The sequence below is a fragment of the Caenimonas terrae genome, from assembly GCF_042655405.1.
Taxonomy (GTDB): domain Bacteria; phylum Pseudomonadota; class Gammaproteobacteria; order Burkholderiales; family Burkholderiaceae_C; genus Ramlibacter; species Ramlibacter terrae_A.
Window position 1 is genome coordinate 216,791 of the sequence record NZ_JBHSMF010000009.1, and the last position, 23,200, is coordinate 239,990.

Below are 23,200 nucleotides of genomic sequence, written 5' to 3' on the forward strand. Positions count from 1 at the left end.
CGGGGTTCAGCCCCAGGCCAGCTTGCCGTGCGCTTCCATCTGCGTCAGGTAAAGGCGCAGGTCGAACTCATACTGGTGGTACTGCGGCTCCATCCGGGTGCACAGCTGGTAGAAGGCCTTGTCGTGGCCCTTCTCCTTGAAGTGCGCCAGCTCGTGCACCGTGATCATCCGCAGGAACTCCGGCGGCCCGTCGCGAAACAGCGTGGCGACCCGGATCTCGCGCTTGGCCTTGAGCTTGCTGCCCTGCACCCGCGAGACGGTCGTGTGCGTGCCCAGCGCGTTGCGGATCACGTGCAGCTTGCTGTCGTAGGCCACCTTGCTCAGGGGCTCCGAGCTGCGCAGGAACTCGCCCTTGAGCTCCATCACGTAGTCGTACAGCGCCCGGTCGGTGCGCACCGCGTGGACGGATGGGTACTTCCGCAGCAGCAGTTCGCCCAGCTTGTCCTGCGCCAGCAATTCGCGCACCTGGTCCTGCACCGGTTGCGGATAGCCCGCGATGTAGTTCGGCACGCTCATCGGCGGCCGCCCACGTAGGCCAGGCCGGAGGCGACGCCGCCGAACAGGTCGCCCTCGACCACCGGCGTGCCCGGAAAGCGTTCGCGCAGCGAACGCTGGAACGGCCGCAGCGAGGACGAGCCGCCGGTGAGATAGATCGCGTCGAGCCGGCCGGGCGCCAGGCCGGCGCCGGCCACGCAGTCCGCCGCGCAGGCAACCACCTGGTCCAGCAGCGCCGCCAGGTGCCTGCCCATTTCGCCGGCGCCCAGCAGCGCCTGCAGCCCGGGCTCCACCTGCGCCAGGTCGATCAGCGCGGTCTGGTCGTGCACCGAGCTGTGGATCTTGGCCTGTTCCACCTCGCTGGCCAGCAGGTGGCCCAGCCGCCGGTCCAGCACCGTCATCAGGCGCTCGTGCAGGCCGGTGTCCGTGTAGCTGCTGCGCAGGTCGCGCGCCTGCCGCACCATCTTCGGCGTGTACATCCAGTGGATCAGGTGCCAGCTGGAGAGATCGAGGAAGCTCGGGCTGGGCACCTCGCGCCCGCTCGGGCCGAGGTGCCGGAACCCCAGCAGCGGCATCACCTGCTCCAGGTTCAGCTTCTGGTCGTAGTCGGTGCCGCCGATGTGGACGCCGGCCGTCGCCAGGATGTCGTCCGTCCGATCCGGCCGGGCCATGCGCCCGGGGCCGAGCCGCACCACGGTGAAGTCGGAGGTGCCGCCGCCGATGTCCACGATCAGCACCAGCGCCTCGCTCTTTATGCGGCGCTCGTAGTCGAAGGCGGCGGCGATCGGCTCCAGCTCGAACGCCACCTCGTCGAAACCGGCGGTGGCGGCCGCCTGCGCCAACGCGGCCTGGGCCCGCTGGTCGCGCTGCGGATCGTCGTCGACGAAATGCACCGGCCGGCCGATCACGGCCCGGTGCGGCGCGTGGTCCAGGTGCCGCGTGGCGCGCCCACGCAGCTCGCCGAGGAAGCGCGCGATCACCGCCCGGAAGCTGACCACGCCGCTGCCGATCGCCGTTTCCTCGTCCAGCAGGCTGCTTCCCAGCAGGCTCTTGAGCGAGCGCATCAGCCGGCCCTCGACGCCCGCCAGGTAGAGGGCAATGGCTTCGCGGCCGAAGTGGGTGCTGTGGTCTTCCGAATTGAAGAACACCGCGGTGGGCATCGCCGTGGCGGCGCCTTCCAGCGGCACCAGCCGCGCCAGGCCATCGGCGCCCAGGTACGAAACCGCGGAGTTGGAGGTGCCGAAGTCGATTCCCAGCGCCGCATGGCTGGCGCGCGCCACCATCGGCTTCAGCTCTCGCGGCGCAGCGCGGGAAACAGGATCACGTCGCGGATGCTGGGGCTGTCGGTCAGCAGCATCATCAGGCGGTCGATCCCGATGCCGCAGCCGCCGGCCGGCGGCATGCCGTACTCCAGCGCGCGCACGAAGTCGTGGTCGTAGAACATGGCTTCGTCGTCGCCCGATTCCTTGGCGTCCACCTGGGCGGTGAAGCGAGCCGCCTGGTCTTCCGCGTCGTTCAGCTCGGAGAAGCCGTTGCCGAACTCGCGGCCCGTGATGTACAGCTCGAAGCGCTCGGTGACTTCGTTGCGGGTGTCGTTCGCGCGCGCCAGCGGCGAGATCTCGGTCGGGTGTTCCATGATGAAGGTCGGCTGCCAGAGCTTTTCCTCCACCGTCTCCTCGAAATACAGCACCTGCAGCGACGCCAGCGAGCGCGCCGACAGCTTGTTCTTTTCCTCGGTCATGCCCAGCTTGCGCAGCGCATTGGTGAGCCATTCGCGGTTGTCCACGTTGTCGCCGGCCTCGGTGTGCTCGACGATCGCTTCGCGGATGGTCAGGCGCTCGAACGGCTGGCTCAGGTCCACCGGCTTGCCGCCGTAGCTCAGTTGCAGCGTGCCCACCGCCTTCTGCGCCGCGTCGCGCACCAGCGCCTCGGTGAAGTCCATCAGGTCGCGGTAGTTCCAGTAGGCCGCGTAGAACTCCATCATGGTGAACTCGGGGTTGTGGCGCACCGAGATGCCTTCGTTGCGGAAGTTGCGGTTGATCTCGAACACCCGCTCGAAGCCGCCCACCAGCAGCCGCTTCAGATACAGCTCCGGCGCGATCCGCAGGAACATCTCCTGGTCCAGCGCGTTGTGGTGGGTCACGAACGGCCGGGCGTTGGCGCCGCCGGGGATGGGATGGAGCATCGGTGTTTCCACCTCGAGGAAGTCGTGCTGCACCATGAAGTCGCGGATGCCGCTGATGGCCTTGCTGCGGGCCACGAAGCGCTTGCGCGCCGCCTCGTCGGTCATCAGGTCGACATAGCGCTGGCGGTACTTCACTTCCTGGTCGGCGATGCCATGGAACTTGTCGGGCATCGGCCGCAGGCTCTTGGTCAGCAGGCGCACGCTGGTGGCGTGGATCGACAGCTCGCCGGTGCGGGTCTTGAACACCTTGCCTTCGGCCGCGATGATGTCGCCCAGGTCCCAGTGCTTGAAGGCGGCGTAGAGCTCTTCACCCACCTCGTCGCGGGTCACGTAGAGCTGGATCCGGCCGCTCTGGTCCTGCACGGTGGCAAAGCTGGCCTTGCCCATCACCCGCTTGAGCATCATCCGGCCGGCCACCCGGGTGGTGGTGCCTTCGGCCGCCAGCGTTTCCGTGCTTTTCTCGCCATGCAGGCGCAGCAGCGTGGCCGCGTGGTGTTCCGGCTTGAAGTCGTTGGGGAAGGCCACCGCGCCGCCCTGTTTCTGGACCTCGCGCAGGGCCTTGAGCTTGTCGCGCCGCTCGGCGATCAGCTGGTTTTCGTCGATGACGGGGGCAGGCGCTGCGGGATTGTTCTGGTCGGACATGGGTGGGGAAGGTGTGCAGGCCGAAGCAGGCCGGGGCGGCCGGTGAGGGCCAAACCCCACATTTTAGTTTTTTGTGGGTGCCCGCTCACAGCGCCCTCGATAATCCAGCCCATGTTGCTGAAAGCGGGTGCGTTGTCCCTGGCCTTGCTGCTGGCCAGCCGGGTTCTGGGCCTGCTGCGGGAATCCGCGCTGGCGGCGACCTTCGGCGCTTCCGGGCTGGCCGACGTAGCGGTGCTGATGCTCACGCTGCCGGACTGGCTGGTCGGCGTGCTGGCCAGCGGGGCGCTCGGGTATGTGCTGTTGCCGGCCTGGGTCGGGCGCGAGCCGCAGCAGGTCGCCGCCAGCCAGCGCCGGGTCGCGCAGATCCTGCTGGCTGGCGCTGTCCTATTGGGGCTGCTGCTGATGCTGCTGCGCGAACCGGCCATCGGCTGGCTGGCCGGGGGCCTGCCGCCAGCGGCGCGGCCGGCGGCCGGCCAGGCCCTGGTGTGGAGCGCGCTGGCGCTGCCGGCGGCCCTGCTGGCGGCGCTGTGGACCACGCGGCTGCAGCACGAGCGCGACTTCCTGGGCATGTATTCGTCGGGCATCGTGGTGAACCTGGTGCTGCTGGCGGCGATCGCGCTGGCGGCGCTGGGCACCGGCGGCATGCAAGCGGTCGGCTGGCTGGGCTGGGGCCTGCTGGCCGCGATGCTGCTGCGGCTGGCCTGGCTGCGCTGGCGGCAGGGGCCGGTGGCGGCGCCCGTCGATGCGGCGCCGTCGGCGTCCTTGCCGCGCCTGGGCCTTTGGCTCTGGGCCGTGTTGTCCGCCGGCCTGCCGCTGGCGCTGCCGTTCGCGGCGCGCTCGCTGGCGTCGCAATCCGGCGAAGGCGCGCTGGCCACCTTCAACTACGCCTGGAAGCTGGTCGAGTTGCCGCTGGTGCTGGCGATCCAGCTGGTGGCCTCGCTGGCCTTTCCTGCCATCGCGACGGCACTGGCCGGCGCACCCGTGGGCGGCGCGCCGGCGTCGGCTGGGGTGGCGGTCCGCAGCGCCTTCGCGCTGGCCTTTGCGCTGGCCTGCGCCTGCGCCGCGGGCCTGGTTGCCGGCGCCCCGGCCCTGGCGCAGCTCCTTTTCGGCTGGGGCCGGATGGAACCTGAGGCGCTGGTGCGCATCGCCCAGTGGGCGCGGACCGGTGCCTGGAGCCTGTTGCCGCAGGCCGTGATCGCGGTCGCGCTCACCGTGCTGGCGGCGCAGGGGCGGATGCGGACCGCGGTGTTTGCCTATGCGCTGGCGCTGGCGGCCTTCCTGGCGATCGGCGCCGCTGGCGTGCGCGACGGCGGGGCGCTGATGGTGGCGCTCAACTGCGTGCTGGCCGCCGTGGCCGCGGCCACGGTCGTCGCGCTGGGGCCACAGGTGCGCCAGTGGCTGCCGTGGGGCGTGCTGGCAGCGGCGCTGGCCGTGCTGCTGGGGCTCACGCTGGCCGTGCGCCTGCTGCCGGTCCCCGCCAGCATCGTGCCCGGCCTGGCGCTGGCGGTCGCCGCGGCCTGCGCGGTGCTGGGCGCCAGCTGGCTGGCGGGCAGCGGCCTGCGCGCAGCGGCACGCGATAATTGAAACGCATGCTCGACCTGATCCAGATCACGAACGACCCGGCGTTCGCGCGCCGCTGCGACGCGCTGGACGGCATGCGCCTGTTCGTGGACCTGGAGCGGCTGGGCAAGGCGCAGCGGCAGGCCGGCCGCAACAGCTTCATCAGCTCCCACCAGGTCGATGACGTCGGCCGGATCAAGGCGCAGCTGCGGCGCTCGCGGCTGATGGTGCGCGTCAACCCGCTGCATCCGGGAACGCGCGCCGAGGTGGAGGCGGTGCTGGCGCAGGGCGCGGACATGCTGATGCTGCCGATGTTCGAGAACGCCGGCCAGCTGCGCGAGTTCCTGGCCCTGGTCGGCGGCCGCGCGCCGGTCTCGGCGCTGCTGGAAAACGCCGGTGCGCTGGCAACGGTGGAGGAATGGATCGCGGCGCCGGGCCTGTCCGAGGTGTTCGTCGGCCTGAACGACCTGCACCTGTCGCTGGGCCGGCGTTTCATGTTCGAGCCGCTGGCCGAGGGCCTGGTGGACCGCGTCGCGGCGCTGGCGCGGGCGCAAGGCCTGCGCTTCGGCTTCGGCGGCATCGCCCGGCTGGAGGAAGGCCTGCTGCCCGGGCGCGACGTGCTGGCCGAACACCTGCGGCTGGGCTCCGGCGCGGTGATCCTGTCGCGCACCTTCCATCGCAGCGACAGCAGCAACAGCTTCGAGGACGAAGTGGCAGCGCTGCGCGCCACCGAGGCGGCGCTGGCGCTGCGCACGCCCCAGCAGGCGCTGCAGGACGGGCGCCGCATCGCGCTGGCGATCCGCGGCATCGCGCAATCGATGGCCGAAGCGGCATGAAGCGCGCGATGGACCTCGTGCTCTCGTTCATCGCGCTGTTGCTGTTGTCGCCGCTGATGCTCGTGACGGCCGCCGCGGTCGCCGCGGACAGCGGGCGGCCGGTGCTGTTCGTGCAGCGGCGGGTCGGCCGCGGCGGCCGCGAGTTCGGCATGCTCAAGTTCCGCAGCATGGCCAGGGACGCCGCCGCCACCGGGCCGCACTACACCGCCAGCAACGATCCGCGGATCACCCGCGTCGGCCGCTTCATCCGCCGCACCAGCCTGGACGAACTGCCGCAGCTGCTGAACGTGTTCAAGGGCGACATGAGCCTGGTCGGCCCGCGGCCCGACCTGCCGGCGCAGCGCGCCGACTACAGCGAGGCCGACTGGATCGAGCGCTGCAGCGTGCGCCCCGGCATCACCGGGCTGGCGCAGGCGCGGCTGCGCTCGCAAGCGACGCCGGCCCAGCGGCTGGCGCTGGACCTGCAATACGTGCGCGAGTGCAGCCTGGCGCTGGACTTTCGGATCCTGCTGTGGACGCTGGCGCGGCTGCGCGGGCACGGCAGCAACTGAGGCGACAACGCGATGTGCGGCATCTTCGGCTACTGGGATCGCTCCCGCCGCGCGCTGGACGACAGCGTGCTCGAGACCATGGCGCGCAGGCTGGTGCACCGCGGGCCGGACGACCAGGGCATCCACCACCAGCCGGAGCGCGGCGCCGCAGTCGGCAACCGGCGGCTGGCGATCATCGACATCGCCGGCGGCCACCAGCCGATGGTCTCCGACGACGGCATGGTGGCGGTGGTGCAGAACGGCGAGATCTTCAATTTCGTCGAGCTGGCCGACATGCTGCGGCGCGACGGCGTCACGCTGACGACCAATTCCGACACCGAGGTGCTGCTGCGGCTGTACGAGCGCGAAGGCATCGCCTTCGTCAGCCGCCTCAACGGCATGTTTGCCATCGCGATCGACGACGCTCGCGAGGACGCGATGTACCTGGTGCGCGACCGCATCGGCGTCAAGCCGCTGTACATCGCCGACGACGGCGAACGCATGGTGTTCGGCTCCGAGATCAAGGCCATCCTGCCGGCCGCCGGCGGCGAGCGAACGGTGCAGGCCGTGGACCTGGAAGCCATCCACCACTACCTGAGCTTCAACTACATCCCTGCGCCCTGGACGATCTGGAAGGACGTGCGCCACGTGATGCCCGGCACCTGGATGCGCTTCAGCCGCACCGGGGTGCAGACCGAGGCCTGGTGGAGCCTGGCGGCGCAGCGCGAGAAGGACCACCGCTTCGAGGACTGGTCGGCCGAATTCCTGTCGATCCTGGACGACGCGACCCGGATCCGGCTGCGCGCCGACGTGCCCTGGGGCGCGTTCCTGTCCGGGGGCGTCGACTCCAGCACCATCGTCGCACTGATGACGCGCCACGTGGACCAGCCGGTCAAGACCTTCTGCATCGGCTTCGACGATCCGCTGTACGACGAATCGCCGTTCGCGCGCGAGGCGGCGCGCCGCTTCGGCTGCGACCACACCAGCGAGATCGCGCAGCTGAACATGCTGGACCGCTGGCCGGAAGTGCTCTATCACCTGGACCAGCCGCACGGCGACGCCTCGTTCATCCCGACCCTGCGCGTGAGCGAGCTGGCGGCCAAGCATGTGAAGGTGGTGCTCACCGGCGACGGCGGCGACGAGCTGTTCGCCGGCTACGACAAGTACGCCGGCTACTTCAGCCAGCCGGACGCTTTCACCCGGCCGCTGGCGGACTTCCACCGCAGCTATTTCGATTCGATCTCGCTGTTCTCGCCGCAGGCCAAGCAGGCGCTGTACCAGCCGGGCATCGCCAAGGGGCTGCGGGACGTCGACAGTTTCGCCGTCGCCGAGCCCTGGCTGCAGGAGGCGCAGCATTTCGACCGGATCAACCAGGTGCTCTACCTGGACATGCAGCTGCTGCTGTCGGGCAACAACCTGGTCAAGCCGGACCGGATGGGCATGGCGGTGTCGATCGAGGCCCGCACGCCGTTCCTGGACTGGCGGATGATGGAATTCGCGTTCCGTTCGCGCGGCAACACCAAGCTGCGGGCCGACGACAAGAAGCACTGGTACAAGCGGGCGGCGGCGCCGCTGATGGGCGGCGACCTGGCGTATCGCCGCAAGCAGATGTTCACCGTGCCGATCGGCGACTGGTTCCGCACCAGCAGCTACGACTGGCTGGCGGCCACGCTGGACAACAGTGATCTGGTCCACCGGCTGTTCCGCGCCGACGTGGTCCGCGACATGCTGGTGCGGCACCGCGACGGCAGTGCGAATTTCACCCGCGAATTGCGCGCGCTGGCGGCGCTCGCGCTCTGGGCCGAACAGGCGCTGGCTTGATGCAGCAGCCCATGGATTCGACTGCGCAAGAACAGGAGAGCGGCCATGGCCGACCCATTCAGGCTTGACGGAAGGACAGTGGTGCTCACCGGCGCGGCCGGCGTGATCGGCACGCAGGTGGTGCTGGCCTTCGTCGAGGCCGGCGCCAGGGTGTGCGCGATCGACCGCAACGCTGCGCTGCTCAAGCAGAAGCTCGGGCCCGAGCACGCCAGCCTGCTGCATTGCCCCGCCGACGTGTCCAGCCAGGAGGCGCTGCTCAAGGCCCGCAAGAAGCTGGAAGCGAAGTGGGGCCCGGCCGATGCCTTGATCAACAACGCGGTCGCCCGCTCCGCCAACTACTTCGAACCCTTCGAGACGGCCGACCTGCAGGAGTGGAACGAGGTGATGGCGGTCAACCTGGCCGGGGCCATGCTGGCCTGCCAGGTGTTCGGCGGTGCGATGGCCGAGCGTGGGCGCGGCAGCATCGTCAACGCGCTGTCGGTCTACGGCATGGTGGGGCCGGACCAGCGCATCTACGAGGGCTCGCAGCACCTGGGCAAGCAGGTCACCTCGCCGGCGGTGTACGGTGCCAGCAAGGCCGGCCTGTGGGGCCTGACCCGCTACCTGGCCACCTACTGGGGCAAGCAGGGCGTGCGCGTCAACGCGGTGTCGATGGGCGCGGTGAGCAGCGGCCAGAGCGACGAGTTCACCGCCAACTACGTGCGCCAGGTTCCGCTGGGCCGGCTGGCCGATGCCGCCGACGTCGCCGCCGCGATGCGCTACCTGGCCAGCGATGCCTCCAGGTACGTGACCGGCCACAACCTGGTGGTCGACGGCGGGCGCACCGCATGGTGAGCGGCGACGACGGCGGCCTGCCGCTCTGGCTGTTCGTTTCCTATGGTGGCGGCCACGCCAAGGCCTTGCTGCCGGTGGCGCTGCGGGCGAAGGAGCTGGGCCTCGCGCAGCCCGTCTACCTGGCGCTGACCACCGCTGCGGCGCCGGTGCGCGCCAGCGGCCTGCGCACGCTGGGCTTTCTCGATTTCCTGGAACCCGGCGACCTGCGCGCGCTGCACAAGGGCCAGGAGCTGGCCGCCCAGCTCACGGTGCAAGCCACCGACCGCCAGGAGTCGGTGGCCTACCTCGGTCTTTCCTATACCGAAATGGAGGATCGCCTGGGCGTGGACGAGGCGGCGCGCCAGTACCGCAAGTACGGGCGCCAGGCCTTCCTGCCGCTGGGCGTGCTGCGGCGTGTGATCGGTTCGCTGCGGCCGGCGCTGGTCGTGGCCACCAATTCGCCGCGCGCCGAACAGGCCGCCATCGAAGCGGCCCGCGGCCTGGGCGTGCCCAGCGTGTGCCTGGTGGACCTGCTCGGGATCTGGGAGCGCGACACCCTGGTGCGGCGCGACTATGCGGATGCCCTGTGCGTGCTGAACGCCGGCGTGCGCGACAGCCTGGTCGCCGCCGGACGCCGGGCCGGCGATGTCCATGCGACGGGCAATCCGGCCTTCGACTCCCTGCACGACCCGGCGATCCGCGCCGAAGGCGCCCGCCTTCGCACGCAGCTCGGCTGGGACGGGCTGCATGTCTGCATGTATGCATCGTCGCCGGAGCCCGCGCACTCCCCGGATGTGGAGGGCATCGGTGATCCGGCATTCCCGCGCCGCATCGAGCAGGCGCTGCTCGACGCGGTGCGCGCCAATCCGGCGCTGGCCCTGTGGATCCGCCGCCATCCGAGCGAGGCCGGGGCCGGCGTCGTGCTGCGCGAGCCGCATCCGCGCATCCGGGAGTCGACCTCCGCCATGCCGGTGCACGCATGCATCCACGCCAGCGACGAAGTCATCGTCACGGTCTCCACCGTCGGCGTGGAGGCAGCGATCGCGGGCAAGGTCGTCACGCAGGTGCGGGGCTCGATCCTGGACCACCTGAGCCCGTACCTGGCGCTGGGACTGGCCGACCGCGAACTCACGCTGGCGCAGCTGGCCGGTGCCTATGCGGGGCCGGTTCTTGCGCGTACCGCGGGGACATCCGCTCGCGCTGCATTCGCCGCCGGCGCCGCGACCGACCGCGTGGTGCAGGTACTGCAGTCGGTGCAGGGGCGCGGCCGTGGGCACTGAAGGCATGCAGGCGCTCACCCAGGCCCAGGCCGTCGCGCACTACGAGGCGATGGACCTGCGGGCCCGGCCGGCCACATTGCATCCGGGCTATGTCGCCGCGGATGCCAGCCGCGACCCGCGGCTGCTGCCGACCTATTTGCTGTACCAGGCGCAGGGACAGCGCTGGCTGCACAGCCTGCACCTGACGGCCATTCCCGGCACCGACCTGAAGGACGCTAGCTCGCCCTATGGCTACGGCGGGCCCTTGTCCACCTCCGACGACGCCCGATTCCTGGCGCAGGCCTGGCAGGCCTGTTCGCAATGGATGGTGCAGCAACGCGTGGTGGTCGACTACGTGCGCTTCCACCCGGTGCTTGGCAACGAGCGCTGGTACGGCGGCAGCGCCAGCGACAACCGGGAGGTGGTGGTGATGGACCTGCAAGGCGCGGACTTCGCGCTGGCCTACCCGCCGCGCCTGAAGCAGACCCTGAAGAAGGCGCAGCGTGCCGGACTGGTCTACCGCGAGACAGCGCTGGCGCCGCACGCACGCTCATTCGGCGCGTACTACCGCAGCGCCATGGCCGACATCGAAGCGGACCCGTTCTTTCTGTTCGGCGACGCTTATTTCGAGCTGCTGGCCGCCACCGGGCTGGCGACGCTCGGTGCGTGCCAGCGCGCCGGCGATGCGGACGGGCCCTGGCTGGCGGCCAGCGTGTTCCTGCAGGGGCGGGGACTGCGCGAGTACCACCTGGCGGCGACGACGGCCCAGGGGCGCGAGGTGGGCGCCTCGTCGTTCCTGTTGCACGAGGCCGCGCTGGCCGCGCGTGCCCTGGGCGTGCCGCGCCTGTATCTGGGCGGGGGAAGCAATCCGCGGCCCGACAACTCGCTGTTGTTTTTCAAGTCGTCCTATTCGGGCCGGCGGCTGCTTTACCGCACCGGCTCCAGCGTCTTCAGGGCGGCGGATTATGATGAATTGAAGCGGCGCTTCGCCGCGGACTGGTCCGCGCACCCGGAGCGGCCCATTTTCTACCGCAAGGTCTAGCGCTTCATGGCCTGGGATCGACTCAGGTGAAGCACCTGCCCGGGGACGGGAGCCGCAAGAAATTGAACAAGACCGCCAGGACCATCGCGACCATCTGCGCCCGCGGCGGCAGCAAGGGGCTGCCACGCAAGAACGTGCTTGCCTTCGGCGGCCGGCCGCTGATCGCCCACAGCATCGAGCAGGCGCTGGCCTGCCCTGCGATCGACGCCGTGTACGTCTCGACCGACGACGACGAGATCGCCGACGTCGCGCTGCGCCACGGGGCGCAGGTTCCGTACCGGCGGCCGGCCGAGCTCGCCTCCGACAGCGCCGCCAAGATCCCCGCGATCGAGCACCTGGTGCGCCACCTGGAAGCGCTGGGCGAGGTGATCGGTACCGTCGTGGACCTGCAGCCGACCTCGCCGCTGCGCGCACAGGCTGACCTGGCGGCGGCGCTGGCACTGGCGGGGCGGGCCGAGCTGGTGGTGACCGTGACCGAGCCTTCGCACAACCCTTACTACACCCTGGTGGAGGCCGGCGCGGATGGCCGGATGCACCTGAGCAAGCCCGCGGACTTCGCCCGCCGGCAGGATGCGCCGGCGGTCTGGGGCCTGAACGGATCGATCTACGTCTGGAGCCGCGCCGGCCTGGCGCACGCCGCCGATGCCGGGTTCTGGGCCGTGTCGATGCTGGCCTCGCCGATGCCGCGCGAGCGCTCGGTGGACATCGACGACGCGCTCGACTTCGAGCTGGCCGAGTGGTACCTGCGCCGGCAGCAGGCACTGGTGGCAGACTCGCGGCCATGAGCAAGGTATTCGTCATCGCCGAAGCCGGCGTGAACCACAACGGCAGGCTGGGCCTGGCGCTGCGCCTGATCGAGGCCGCCCACGCCGCCGGCGCCGATGCCGTCAAGTTCCAGACCTTCCGCGCCGAGGACGTGGTGACGCCGACGGCGCGCACGGCCGATTACCAGCGCGCCAACACCGGGGCGACCAGCCAGTTCGAGATGATCAAGGCGCTGGAGCTGGACGAGGCGGCGCACCGCGAACTGGCGCGCCACAGCGAGCGCGTCGGCATCGAATTCTTCTCCACGCCGTTTTCGCTGGAGGCGGTGGACCAGCTGGTGGCGCTGGGCGTGCGCCGCATCAAGCTGCCCTCCGGCGAGATCACCAACCGCCCGCTGATCGACAAGGCAGCATCGGCGCGCCTGCCGCTGCTGATGTCTTCCGGCATGGCGACGCTGGAGGAAGTGCGTACGGCGGTCGGCTGGATCACCGCACGCTGGCAGGCGATCGGCCATGCCCCGTCAGCGCAGTCACTGCTGCTGATGCACTGCACCTCCGCCTATCCGGCGCCGGCCGCCACGCTGAATTTGCGGGCGATCGCCACGATGGCGGCCGCCTTTCCCTGGCCGGTGGGTTATTCGGACCACAGCGAAGGCATCGAAGCGGCAACCGCAGCGACCGCGCTCGGGGCGACGGCGATCGAGAAGCATCTGACGCTGGACAAGGCGCTGCCCGGACCGGACCACCGCGCTTCGGCCGACGCCGCGGAGTTCGCGGCGATGGTCCGCTCCATCCGCCTGGTCGAGGCCATGCTGGGCGACGGCATCAAGCGGCCGGACCCGAGCGAGGCGAACACCCGCGATGTGGCGCGCCGCAGCGTGGTCACCACCCGCAGCCTGCCGGCCGGCCACGTGCTGGCCGAAGCCGACCTGGCCTTGCGGCGCCCGGGGACCGGCATCGCGCCGGACCAGTGGGAGGCGCTGCCGGGACGGCGGCTGGCGCAGGACGTGCCGGCCCATACCTGCCTGCAGTGGTCCATGCTCGAGGCCGACTGATGGCAGCAACGCGCCGCATCGCCTACCTCACCGGCACCCGCGCCGACTTCGGCCTGATGGCCGGCACGCTCAAGCAGCTGCACCAGCAACCGGACACGCAGGTGTCGTTGCTGGTCACGGGCATGCACCTGAGCGCCGAGTTCGGCATGACCGTGGACGAAGTGGAGGCCCTCGGGCTGCCGATCGCCGCGCGCATCGCGCTGAACGTCGACGACCGCAGCGAACTGGCCATGGCGCAGGCCGTGGGGCAGGCCGTGACCGGGATCGCGCAGGCGCTGGCGCAGCTGCGGCCGGACCTGCTGCTGTTGCTGGGCGACCGCGGCGAGATGCTGGCCGGCGCCATCGCCGCCCTGCACCTGGGCATCCCGGTGGCGCACCTGCACGGCGGGGAGCGCTCGGGCACCGTCGACGAGCCGATCCGCCACGCCATCACCAAGCTGAGCCACCTGCACCTGGTCGGCACCGAGGAATCGCGCGCGCGGGTGGTGCGCATGGGCGAGCAGCCACACAACGTGTTCATCGTCGGCGCGCCCAGCCTGGACGACGTCATCCAGCGGCCGCCCACGGCGCGCGAGCAGGTGCTGCAGGCGCTCGGCGTGCCGCAGGCGGCGCGCTATGCGCTGGTGCTGTTCCATCCGGTCGTGCAGGAAGCAGGTCGCGCGCAGGCGCAGGTGGAAGCGCTGGTGGAGGCGCTGCGCCTGCAGGTGCTGGCGCGCGGCATGCACGTGGTCTGGCTGGCCCCGAACGCGGACGCCGGCTCCGCCTCCATCGTCCAAGCGATGCAGCGCGCCGGCGGCAGCCAGGTGCATTGCGTCACCCATCTGCCGCGTGACCGCTATCTCGATGCGCTGGCCTGCGCCGACGTGCTGGTGGGCAATTCGTCGTCCGGCATCATCGAAGCCGCGTCGTTCGGAACGCCGGTCGTCAACATCGGCAACCGGCAGCGGCTGCGCCAGCGCAACGCCAACACCGTCGATTGCGAGGGCGATGCCGCCTCGATCGGCCAGGCCCTCGCCGCCGCCCTGCAACGGGGCCGTTTCGCCCCCGACAATGTCTACGGCGACGGCCGCTCCGGCCAGCGCATCGCCGCGCTGCTGGCCACCGTGCCCCTGCCCCCGTCGCTCCTGGACAAGTCCAATGCCTACTGAGACCCCCGACAACGTCCGCCGGCTCCTGGTGCCGCCCTCCATGCCGTGGCGCGATGCGGTCGCGCGGATGGACGAGGAGGCGCAGGGCATCCTGCTGGTGGTCGATGGCAAGGGCGCGCTGCTGCGCACCATCACCGACGGCGACTTGCGGCGGGCGGTGCTGGCTTGCGTTTCCGAGCAGGCGACGCTGGCCGACCTGCCGGGCCCGGCGCAACCGGTCGCGGTGCGCGAGGACGCAGGCATCGACGTCGTGCGCGGCCTGATGGAACAGCACCGCATCCTGCACGTCCCGGTGCTGGACGCCGGGGGCCGGCCGGTGGACCTGGTCCACGGCAGGGAGCTGGCCTCGCGCATCTGGCTGTCGTCGCCGCACCTGGGCGAGGAAGAAACGGCCTTCGTCGAGGACGCCTTCCGCACCAACTGGATCGCGCCGCTGGGCCCGCACGTGGACGGCTTCGAGCGCGAGCTGGCGGCCCACGTCGGCATCGGCCACGCGGCCGCCGTCAGTTCGGGTACGGCCGCCATCCATCTCGCGCTGATCCTGCTGGGCGTGCAGCGCGGCGACACCGTGTTCTGCTCGTCGCTGACCTTCGTCGGCAGCTGCAACCCGATCCTGTATTGCGGCGCGCAGCCGGTCTTCATCGATTCGGAGCCTGGCAGCTGGAACATGTCGCCGGCGGCGCTGGAGCGGGCGCTCGAATGGGCCAAGCGGGCCAACCGGCTGCCGCGCTGCGTCATCCTGGTCGACCTCTACGGCCAGAGCGCCGACATGGATGCCTTGCTGCCGCTGTGCGAACGCTATGGCGTGCCGGTGCTGGAGGACGCGGCGGAATCGCTGGGCGCGCGCTACAAGGGCCGCGCCAGCGGCACCTTCGGGCGGATCGGCGTCTATTCCTTCAACGGCAACAAGATCATCACCACCTCGGGCGGCGGCATGCTGGTGGCCGACGACCTCGCGCTGATGGACCGGGCCCGCAAGCTCGCGACGCAGGCGCGCGAGCCGGCGCCGCATTACGAGCACGTGGAGATGGGCTTCAACTACCGCATGAGCAATGTGCTGGCCGGCATCGGCCGCGGCCAGCTGCGGGTGCTCGACGAGCGGGTCGCCCAGCGCCGGCGGGTTTTCGAACGCTACCGCGAGGCGTTTGCCGACCGGCCGCAGGTGCAGTGGATGCCCGAGCCGGCGGGATCGCATTCGACGCGCTGGCTCACCTGCTTCATGCTCGCGGGCGGGCAGGCGCAGCGCCGGCGCGACCAGGTGCTCAAGAGCCTGGAGCGCCACAGCATCGAGGCCCGGCCGGTGTGGAAGCCGATGCACCTGCAGCCGCTGTTCCGCGGCGCGCCGTACTTCGCGCACGACGAGGGCTCGGACGTGGCCGCCTCGCTGTTCGACGCCGGCATCTGCCTGCCGTCGGGGTCGAACCTGACGGACGCCCAGATCGGGCACGTCATCGAGCACCTGCAACGCGCGCTGTCGGTCGCCGAGGAGCAACGTGCGCCGTCTTAGAAGCATCCTGCTCACCCTGGTCATCGACATGGTGCTGGTGCTGCTGGCATGGGCCGGCGCGTTCTGGCTGCGCTTCAACCTGGAGGTACCGCCGGAGTTCAGGGCGCTGGCGATCGAGTCGGCGCCCCTGTGCGTGCTGGCGTACGCCGCCGGCCTGGCGGCGGCCAGGGTCTATCGCCACGTCTGGTCGTACACCGGCCTGCCGGAACTGCGGCAGCTGACGCTGGGCGTGGCGCTGGGCGCCTTGCTGTGCACGGCCATGGTGCTGATGCTGCGGCTGCCGGCGTTTCCGCGCTCGGTGATGTTGCTGCATCCGCTGATCGCGCTGCTGCTGCTGGGCGCGGTGCGAATCGCCGCCCGCACGCTGGCCGAGCGGCGGATGTCGTTCCGCGCCGACGGCCGCCCGCTGGTGATCGTGGGCTCGCTCGCTGATGCATCCGATGCACTGCGCGCGCTCAAGGGCTCGCACCAGTGGCAGCCGGTCGCGATCGTATCGCCGGTGGCCTCCGAAGTGGGCCGCGCGATCCAGGACATCCGCGTCATGGGGCCGGTGGGCTCGCTGGCCGAGGTCTGCGCCGCCACCGGAGCCCAGACCGCGCTGGTGGCCAGCCCGCCAGGCTCGAGCGAGCGGCACGAGGCGCTGCTGGCCAGCTCCGGCGTGGCGCTGCTGACCATGCCGCGGCCGGACGAGTGGCTCAAGACCGAGAGCGCCGGCCCGCGCCGCATCGAGCTGGAAGACCTGCTGGGACGGGCGGCGGTGCAGCTCGACGTGGCGGGCCTGTCCGAGCTGTTCTCCGGCAGGACGGTGCTGGTGACCGGCGCCGGCGGCTCGATCGGCGCCGAACTGTGCCGGCAGATCGCGCGCTTCGGCGTCGCGCGGCTGGTCTGCGTGGATGTGTCGGAATTCGCCATCTACCAGCTCGAACAGGAACTGCGCGAGGCGCACCCGCAGATGCAGGGCGTCTACTACACCGCCAACGTGCGCGAGCTGGAGCGCCTGCGCGCCATCGTGCAGGCGCAGGCGCCGGCCGTGGTGTTCCACGCCGCCGCCTACAAGCACGTGCCGCTGATGGAGGAACTCAACGAGATCGAGGCGGTGCAGACCAACGTGCTGGGCACCCTGAACATGGCGCGCGTGGCCGGCGAGTGCGGCGCCAAGCGCTTCGTGCTGGTCTCCACCGACAAGGCGGTCAATCCCACCAACGTGATGGGCGCCAGCAAGCGGCTGGCGGAGCAGGTGGTGCAGGGCGTCGCGGCGCTGCATCCGCAGACGCAATACGTGTCGGTGCGCTTCGGCAACGTGCTGGGCTCCAGCGGCTCGGTGGTCCCGCTGTTCACCCGGCAGATCGCCCGCGGCGGCCCGGTGACGGTGACGCACCCCCAGATCGTCCGCTACTTCATGACGATCCCGGAAGCCTCGCAGCTGGTGCTGCAGGCGGGGCTGATGGGCGAGTCGGGCCAGATCTTCGTGCTGGACATGGGCGAGCCGGTCAAGATCGTCGAACTGGCCCGCATGCTGATCCGGCTGTCCGGCCGGACCGAGCAGGAGATCCCGATCACATTCACCGGCCTGCGGCCGGGCGAGAAGCTGTTCGAGGAATTGCTGGCGAGCGACGAGACCAGCGTGCCGACGCCGCATCCGAAGCTGCGGGTGGCCAAGACCTCCGGGCCGCTGCCGGAGATCGACGCCGTGCTGCGCTGGGTGGCGCAGGCCGGGCCGGCGCCGTCCGCCGCCGACCTGCGCGCCTGGCTGCGCTCGCTGGTGCCCGAATACACCGCCCCGCGCTGAGGCGCGCGATTCAGCCGGAAATGCCGGTGCGCGCGAGCACGTCGCTCACCAGCTCCAGCCGCACCAGCGGGTTGTCCAGTTCCATCAGCCGCTGCTTCAGTTGCACCGGCAGCGGCAGCAGCTCGCACCAGCGGTTCGCCACCCAGCCGCAATCGGCCAGCCGGTAGGGGCCGTTCAGCGGCATCTGGCCGCCGGCGCCGGCCTTGAGCTGCAGCGACTGGATCAGGCGGCCCAGCGCGTCCGCCGTGGGCTTGAGGTCGTCCGGCACCGGCACCGGCAGGTCGGCGCCCAGCCGTTCCACGTCTGCCACCCACAGGCCGTGGCGCAGCTGGTCGCTGGAGGTGATGCGAAAGCGCTGCTCGCCATGCGCGCGGATCACCATCAGCCCCGGCTGCGGCGTCTCGAGGTCGACGATGGTGGCGATGGTGCCGACCCGGGCGAACGCTTCCTTGCCGCCGGGCACGCGCACCTCGCTGCCCTCGGTCAGCGAGACCACGCCGAAGGGCGCGCCGGCCTTGTGGCACTTGCCGATCATGTCGAGGTAGCGCACCTCGAAGATGCGCAGCGGCAGCACGCCGCCGGGGAACAGGACCGTGCCCAGCGGGAACAGCGGAAGGGAGGTGAGGGTGAGTGCAGAAGACAAGAGAGCTTTCCGTTTCTGCCCGTTATCATCCCACGACCGAAACCTGGCGGCCCATGCTCTTCCAAATCACCTCATTCCTGCTCGACATCGCCGCCGGCCTCTTTGGCGGCGCCTGCCTGCTGCGGATGTACATGCAATACCAGCGGGTGCCGTTCGGCAACCCGGTCGGCCGCTTCGTGTTTGCGCTGACCGACTGGCTGGTGCTGCCGCTGCGCAAGGTGATTCCGTCGCGCGGTCGGGTCGATGCCGCCAGCCTGGTCGGGGCCTTCCTGATCGAGCTGGTGCAGTTCGCCCTGCTTTGGCTGCTGCTGCCGGGCGTGACGCCGCTGACGGTGCTGCCGCTGCTGGCCCTGTTCGGGCTGGTGCGGCTGGTGATCTCCGGCCTCACGGGGCTGGTGATCGTGTACGCGATCCTGTCGTGGGTGCAATCCGATTCGCCGCTGGTGGACGTGATCGACCGCCTGTGCGCGCCGCTGCTGCGGCCGTTTCGCAAGCGCATTCCGCTGGTGGGGGGCATCGACCTGTCGCCGCTGGCCTTGCTGGTGCTGCTGCAGATCGCGGCGATCGTGCTGGGTTATCTGCAGGCCGCCGTGCTGCTGCACTGACGGTTATTCGACCGCGTCGGCCGGTTGCCGCTGGAGCATCGCCAGCGCGTGCGACACGGTCTTGCGCAGCTCGCGCCGGTCGCAGATGAAATCCACCGCGCCCTTGGTCTGCAGGAACTCGGCGCGCTGGAAGCCTTCGGGCAAGGTGACGCGCACGGTCGATTCGATCACCCGCGGGCCGGCAAAGCCGATCAGCGCCTTGGGCTCGGCGATCACGATGTCGCCGACGAAGGCGAAGCCGGCGCTGACGCCGCCCATGGTCGGGTCGGTGAGCACGCTGATGTAGGGCAGGCCCTTCTTGGCCAGCCGGGTCAGCGCCGCATTGGTCTTGGCCATCTGCATCAGGGACAGCAGCCCTTCCTGCATCCGCGCGCCGCCGGTGGCGGTGAAGCACAGGAATGGCACCTTCTGCTCGATCGCCGATTCGACGCCGCGCACGAAGCGCTCGCCGACCACGCTGCCCATGCTGCCGCCCATGAAGTCGAATTCGAAGGCGGCGGCCACCAGGCTGATGCTGTGCACCGCGCCGCCCATCACCACCAGCGCGTCGGTCTCGCCGGTGTTTTCCAGCGCTTCCTTCAGCCGCTCCGGATACTTGCGGCTGTCTTTGAACTTGAGCGCGTCGACCGGGAGCACTTCCTGCCCGAGCTCGTAGCGGCCCTCGGCGTCCAGGAAGCCGTTCAGGCGCGCACGGGCGCCGATGCGGTGGTGGTGGCCGCAGGTGGGGCAGACGTTCTGGTTCTGCTCCAGGTCGGTCTTGTACAGCACCGTCTCGCAGCTCGGGCACTTGACCCACAGGCCTTCGGGCACGCTGCGGCGGTCGGCCGGATCGGTCTGCTGGATTTTGGGAGGCAGAAGTTTTTCAAGCCAGCTCATGCGGTCTCCTGGGACGGAACAGACGATTCTATGCGTCCAGCGCGCAACGGATCCCGCGCAGGAACTCAGCCACCGCGGCGATCCCCTGCGCCCGGGGCTGGCCGTCGAGCAACTGGATGATCCTGGTGCCGATGATGACGGCGTCGGCGCTCTTGCCGATGGCTCTGGCGGTGGCGGCGTCGCGGATCCCGAAGCCCACGCCGACCGGCACCTTCACGTGCGCGCGGATCCTCGGCAGCATCCGCTCCACCGCATCGGTGTCGAGGTTGCCGGCGCCGGTGACGCCCTTGAGCGAGACGTAATAGACGTAGCCGCTGGCCACCCGCGCCACCTGCTGCATGCGCTGGTCGGTGCTGGTCGGCGCCAGCAGGAAGATCAGGTCCATGCCGCTGGCGCGCAGCCTGGCGGCGAATTCCTCGCATTCCTCGGGCGGATAGTCGACGATCAGCACCCCGTCCACGCCGGCGGCGGCGGCGTCGCGCACGAAGCCGTCCTGGCCGTGCTTGAGGTCGTAGCGCTCCACCGGATTGGCGTAGCCCATCAGGACCACCGGCGTGGTCTGGTCCTTCTCGCGGAAGGTCCGCACCATCGCCAGCACCTGCGTCATGCCGATGCCCAGCGCCAGCGCCTGCTCGCCCGCCTTCTGGATCACCGGGCCGTCGGCCATCGGGTCGGAGAAGGGCACGCCGAGCTCGATCACGTCTGAGCCGGCGGCCACCATCGCGTGCATCAGTTCGGGCGTGGTGTCCGCAAAGGGAAAGCCGGCGGTCACATAAGGCACCAGCGCCTTGCGGCCGGCCTGCTTCAAGTCGGAGAAGCGGTTGGCGATGCGGCTCATTGCTTGGCGCCCTTCACCTGCAGGCCGCGCATGGAGGGGCGGTCGTAGAAGTCCGCGCCGGCCAGGTCGGCGACGGTGCCCAGGTCCTTGTCGCCGCGGCCCGAGAGGTTCACCAGGATCGACTGCTGCGGCGCCATCGTCGGGGCCAGCTTCATGGCATAAGCCAGCGCATGGCTCGATTCCAGCGCCGGGATGATGCCTTCGGTGCGGCACAGGTAATGGAACGCCTCGAGCGCCTCGGTATCCGTGATGCCGACGTATTCCGCCCGGCCGATGTCCTTGAGCCACGCGTGTTCGGGGCCGACGCCCGGATAGTCCAGGCCGGCGCTGATGCTGTGCGTCTCGGTGATCTGGCCGTCCTCGTCCTGCAGGATGTAGGTGCGGTTGCCGTGCAGCACGCCGGGGCTGCCGCGCTGCAGAGAAGCGGAATGCTTGCCGCTGTCCAGGCCCTCGCCGGCCGCCTCCACGCCGATCAGCCGCGTGTTCTCGAACGGGATGTAGGGGTGGAAGATGCCCATCGCATTGCTGCCGCCGCCGACGCAGGCCACCACGACGTCGGGCTGGGCGCCCGCCATCTCGGGCATCTGCTGGATGCACTCGTTGCCGATCACGCTCTGGAAGTCGCGCACCATCATCGGGTAGGGGTGCGGTCCGGCCACGGTGCCGATGATGTAGAAGGTGTTCTCGACGTTGGTCACCCAGTCGCGCATCGCTTCGTTCAGTGCGTCCTTGAGCGTCTTGCTGCCGGATTCGACCGGCACCACGGTGGCGCCCAGCAGGTTCATCCGGTAGACGTTCGGGCTCTGGCGCCGGACGTCGGCGCTGCCCATGTAGACCACGCATTCCAGGCCGTAGCGGGCGCAGATGGTGGCCGTCGCCACGCCGTGCTGGCCGGCGCCGGTCTCGGCGATGATGCGCGGCTTGCCCATGCGCCGGGCCAGCATGGCCTGGCCGATCACGTTGTTGATCTTGTGGGCGCCGGTGTGGTTCAGGTCCTCGCGCTTGAGGTAGATCTGCGCTCCGCCCATCTCGCGGCTGGTGCGCGCCGCGTGATAGACCGGGGAAGGGCGGCCGACGAAGTGCTTGAGCTCGTAGCGGAATTCCTCCAGGAACTCCGGATCGTGCTGGTACTTCGCATAGGCGTCGCGCAGCTCGTTGATCGCGTGGGTCAGCGTCTCGCTGACGAAGCTGCCGCCGTAGATGCCGAAGTGGCCGGCGACGTCAGGTTGTTGATAGGAGGGCATGTTGGTTCAGGGCAAGGAGCTGGTCGGCGGCACGCACGGCCGCGACGAACTGATGGATCTTTTCCGGGTCCTTGATGCCCTTGGACACCTCGACGCCGGAGCTCACGTCAACCGACAGCGACCTGCATCGCGGCCGGACCTGGGCGATCCCATCGGTCACGTTTGCAGGCGTCAACCCACCAGACAAGACGAGGTGAGCGTTGACGCTTGGTGGAAGACGTGACCAATTGAATGCCTTGCCGCCGCCGCCGTACCCCTCGACGTGGGCGTCGAGCAGGATGGCCTGGGCCTGGGGGAATGTGGAAGCGAAGTTTACCAAGTCGAAAGGCTGTGCCTGGTCCAGGGGAATGCGTGCCGCCCGCAGGAACGGCCGGGTGCCGTTGCCGGTGGCGGCCAGACATTGCTGCAGGGTCTCGTCGCCGTGAAACTGGACCACGCAGGCGCGCATGCGGGCGCAGGCCTGCAGGATCGTGTCGGTTGCTTCGTTGACGAACAGCAGCACCGGCGTCACGAAGGGCGGCAGGCGGGCCGCCAGTTCGGCCGCGCGCTCGGGCGCGACGTACCGGGGGCTGGGCGGGTACAGCACGAAGCCGACGGCATCGGCGCCGGCCGCCACCGCGGCATCGACGTCCTGCTCGCGCGTCATGCCGCAGATCTTGATGCGCGTGCGGTGCGCCAGCGGGTTGTGCGCGGTCATGGCAGCCAATCATACGCAGGGGTGCGGTCCGGCAGGCCCCAGTGCGGCTGGTAGACCGGCCCGAGGAAATACAGGCCGGCGGACGAGAAGGTCGGGGCCGCGGCGTCGCGGTTCCTGGCCCGCAGCACCTCGCCCATCCACGACGGCGGGTTCAGGCCCTGGCCGATCGCCAGCAGGCAGCCCATGAGGTTGCGGATCATGTGGTGCAGGAAGGCGTTGGCCTCGAAGTCGAAGCGCCAGTAGGCGCCGCGCCGCGTGATCTGCACGCGGGTGAGGGTCTTGACCGGGCTGAGCGCCTGGCAGGCGGATGCGCGGAAGGAGGTGAAGTCGTGCTCGCCCAGGACCTGGAGGGCGGCCTCGCGCATGGCCTCGCCGTCCAGCGGCCGGAACACCCAGCCGACCCGGCCGGCGTCCAGGCTGGGCCGGACCTTGGACTCCAGCACCAGGTAAGAGTAGCGGCGCGCGATGGCGCTGGCGCGGGAGTGGAATTGGTCCGGGACCGCGCGGGCCCATTCCACCGCGATGTCCCGCGGCAGGAAGCGGTTGGTGCCGCGCACCCAGGAAGACTCATCGCGCTGCAGGCCGGTGTCGAAATGGACCACCTGCATCAGCCCGTGCACGCCGGCGTCGGTGCGGCCGGCGCAGACGGTGGATACGGACTGGACGGTGAATTCGGCCAGCGCGGCCTCGAGCCGGTCCTGCACGGTGCGGCCCGAGGCCTGGCTTTGCCAGCCTTCGTAGGCCTGCCCGTTGTAGCTGATGCCCAGAGCCAACCTCATCGGCTTGCTCCGGGATCAGGGTCTTCCACGCACAGGGGAGGCGGGCGCGCGCCCGCTGCGGCGCCGGCGCCG

At 70.2% G+C, this 23,200-nt stretch carries 22 protein-coding genes; 13 read left to right on the forward strand and 9 right to left on the reverse strand.

All coding sequences use genetic code 11. From position 1 onward, the window contains the following. Positions 1-6 precede the first annotated feature (6 nt). The 3 genes from ACFPOE_RS14700 to lysS are packed head-to-tail and all read right to left on the reverse strand — an operon-like array spanning position 7 to position 3,322. A complete protein-coding gene (locus tag ACFPOE_RS14700) occupies positions 7-516 on the reverse strand; it encodes a M48 metallopeptidase family protein (RefSeq protein ID WP_376850872.1) in 510 nt (169 codons plus the stop codon). Further along, positions 513-1,778, reverse strand: coding sequence for an Hsp70 family protein (locus tag ACFPOE_RS14705; protein WP_376850873.1), 1,266 nt, complete (start codon positions 1,776-1,778; stop codon positions 513-515). The genes ACFPOE_RS14700 and ACFPOE_RS14705 overlap by 4 nt, the downstream gene beginning before the upstream one ends. 5 nt (positions 1,779-1,783) lie before the next feature. Further along, positions 1,784-3,322 carry a lysine--tRNA ligase gene (lysS, locus tag ACFPOE_RS14710; RefSeq protein WP_376850874.1) on the reverse strand — a complete coding sequence of 513 codons (1,539 nt, stop codon included), beginning with the start codon at positions 3,320-3,322 and terminating at the stop codon, positions 1,784-1,786. A 111-nt stretch (positions 3,323-3,433) separates the two neighbouring features. Here lysS and ACFPOE_RS14715 point away from each other — a divergent pair, with 111 nt between their 5' ends. From ACFPOE_RS14715 to ACFPOE_RS14770, 12 genes are read left to right on the forward strand one after another with little or no spacing between them, the layout of a single operon-like run. Then, positions 3,434-4,906 carry a lipid II flippase MurJ gene (locus ACFPOE_RS14715; protein WP_376850875.1) on the forward strand — a complete coding sequence of 491 codons (1,473 nt, stop codon included), beginning with the start codon at positions 3,434-3,436 and terminating at the stop codon, positions 4,904-4,906. A 5-nt stretch (positions 4,907-4,911) separates the two neighbouring features. Further along, complete coding sequence (locus tag ACFPOE_RS14720; RefSeq protein ID WP_376850876.1) at positions 4,912-5,718, forward strand: aldolase/citrate lyase family protein; 807 nt, start codon at positions 4,912-4,914, stop codon at positions 5,716-5,718. 8 nt (positions 5,719-5,726) lie between these two features. Then, positions 5,727-6,269 carry a sugar transferase gene (locus ACFPOE_RS14725; protein WP_376850877.1) on the forward strand — a complete coding sequence of 181 codons (543 nt, stop codon included), beginning with the start codon at positions 5,727-5,729 and terminating at the stop codon, positions 6,267-6,269. A gap of 12 nt (positions 6,270-6,281) precedes the next feature. Next, positions 6,282-8,069 (forward strand): asparagine synthase (glutamine-hydrolyzing), encoded by a 1,788-nt coding sequence (gene asnB, locus ACFPOE_RS14730; protein ID WP_376850878.1) that lies wholly within the window; start codon positions 6,282-6,284, stop codon positions 8,067-8,069. A gap of 45 nt (positions 8,070-8,114) precedes the next feature. Beyond that, complete coding sequence (locus tag ACFPOE_RS14735; RefSeq protein WP_376850879.1) at positions 8,115-8,903, forward strand: SDR family oxidoreductase; 789 nt, start codon at positions 8,115-8,117, stop codon at positions 8,901-8,903. Further along, entirely contained in the window at positions 8,897-10,162 is a 1,266-nt protein-coding gene (locus tag ACFPOE_RS14740) for a UDP-glycosyltransferase (RefSeq protein ID WP_376850880.1), read from the forward strand. Before ACFPOE_RS14735 ends, ACFPOE_RS14740 begins: the two co-directional genes overlap by 7 nt. Then, complete coding sequence (locus ACFPOE_RS14745) at positions 10,152-11,183, forward strand: hypothetical protein (RefSeq protein WP_376850881.1); 1,032 nt, start codon at positions 10,152-10,154, stop codon at positions 11,181-11,183. The genes ACFPOE_RS14740 and ACFPOE_RS14745 overlap by 11 nt, the downstream gene beginning before the upstream one ends. Before the next feature lie 26 nt (positions 11,184-11,209). Next, positions 11,210-11,968, forward strand: a complete 759-nt coding sequence (locus ACFPOE_RS14750) for an acylneuraminate cytidylyltransferase family protein (RefSeq protein ID WP_376850882.1) — start codon at positions 11,210-11,212, stop codon at positions 11,966-11,968. After that, on the forward strand, positions 11,965-13,002 hold the full coding sequence (neuB, locus tag ACFPOE_RS14755; RefSeq protein ID WP_376850883.1) for an N-acetylneuraminate synthase: 1,038 nt from the start codon (positions 11,965-11,967) through the stop codon (positions 13,000-13,002). The genes ACFPOE_RS14750 and neuB overlap by 4 nt, the downstream gene beginning before the upstream one ends. Beyond that, the gene (neuC, locus tag ACFPOE_RS14760; RefSeq protein WP_376850884.1) at positions 13,002-14,150 is read left to right on the forward strand and encodes a UDP-N-acetylglucosamine 2-epimerase; all 1,149 of its coding nucleotides are present in this window, start codon (positions 13,002-13,004) and stop codon (positions 14,148-14,150) included. Before neuB ends, neuC begins: the two co-directional genes overlap by 1 nt. Continuing rightward, positions 14,140-15,657 carry a DegT/DnrJ/EryC1/StrS family aminotransferase gene (locus tag ACFPOE_RS14765; protein ID WP_376850885.1) on the forward strand — a complete coding sequence of 506 codons (1,518 nt, stop codon included), beginning with the start codon at positions 14,140-14,142 and terminating at the stop codon, positions 15,655-15,657. The genes neuC and ACFPOE_RS14765 overlap by 11 nt, the downstream gene beginning before the upstream one ends. Next, positions 15,644-17,446, forward strand: coding sequence for a polysaccharide biosynthesis protein (locus ACFPOE_RS14770; RefSeq protein ID WP_376850886.1), 1,803 nt, complete (start codon positions 15,644-15,646; stop codon positions 17,444-17,446). Before ACFPOE_RS14765 ends, ACFPOE_RS14770 begins: the two co-directional genes overlap by 14 nt. A gap of 10 nt (positions 17,447-17,456) precedes the next feature. On the opposite strand, the gene ACFPOE_RS14775 is transcribed toward ACFPOE_RS14770, so the two are convergent. After that, positions 17,457-18,089 carry an LON peptidase substrate-binding domain-containing protein gene (locus ACFPOE_RS14775; RefSeq protein WP_376850887.1) on the reverse strand — a complete coding sequence of 211 codons (633 nt, stop codon included), beginning with the start codon at positions 18,087-18,089 and terminating at the stop codon, positions 17,457-17,459. A 53-nt stretch (positions 18,090-18,142) separates the two neighbouring features. Here ACFPOE_RS14775 and ACFPOE_RS14780 point away from each other — a divergent pair, with 53 nt between their 5' ends. Further along, on the forward strand, positions 18,143-18,694 hold the full coding sequence (locus tag ACFPOE_RS14780; RefSeq protein WP_376850888.1) for a YggT family protein: 552 nt from the start codon (positions 18,143-18,145) through the stop codon (positions 18,692-18,694). Between the two features lie 3 nt (positions 18,695-18,697). Here the strand turns inward: ACFPOE_RS14780 and accD are convergent, their stop codons facing one another. The 5 genes from accD to truA are packed head-to-tail and all read right to left on the reverse strand — an operon-like array spanning position 18,698 to position 23,128. Further along, positions 18,698-19,570 (reverse strand): acetyl-CoA carboxylase, carboxyltransferase subunit beta, encoded by an 873-nt coding sequence (accD, locus tag ACFPOE_RS14785; RefSeq protein ID WP_376850889.1) that lies wholly within the window; start codon positions 19,568-19,570, stop codon positions 18,698-18,700. 28 nt (positions 19,571-19,598) lie between these two features. Beyond that, positions 19,599-20,408, reverse strand: a complete 810-nt coding sequence (gene trpA, locus ACFPOE_RS14790; protein ID WP_376850890.1) for a tryptophan synthase subunit alpha — start codon at positions 20,406-20,408, stop codon at positions 19,599-19,601. Beyond that, positions 20,405-21,652: a tryptophan synthase subunit beta gene (gene trpB, locus ACFPOE_RS14795; RefSeq protein ID WP_376850891.1), complete on the reverse strand. Its 1,248-nt coding sequence runs from the start codon at positions 21,650-21,652 to the stop codon at positions 20,405-20,407. Before trpB ends, trpA begins: the two co-directional genes overlap by 4 nt. Beyond that, the gene (locus tag ACFPOE_RS14800; RefSeq protein ID WP_376850892.1) at positions 21,630-22,349 is read right to left on the reverse strand and encodes a phosphoribosylanthranilate isomerase; all 720 of its coding nucleotides are present in this window, start codon (positions 22,347-22,349) and stop codon (positions 21,630-21,632) included. The genes trpB and ACFPOE_RS14800 overlap by 23 nt, the downstream gene beginning before the upstream one ends. After that, positions 22,346-23,128, reverse strand: a complete 783-nt coding sequence (gene truA, locus ACFPOE_RS14805) for a tRNA pseudouridine(38-40) synthase TruA (protein WP_376850893.1) — start codon at positions 23,126-23,128, stop codon at positions 22,346-22,348. Before truA ends, ACFPOE_RS14800 begins: the two co-directional genes overlap by 4 nt. Positions 23,129-23,200 lie beyond the last annotated feature (72 nt).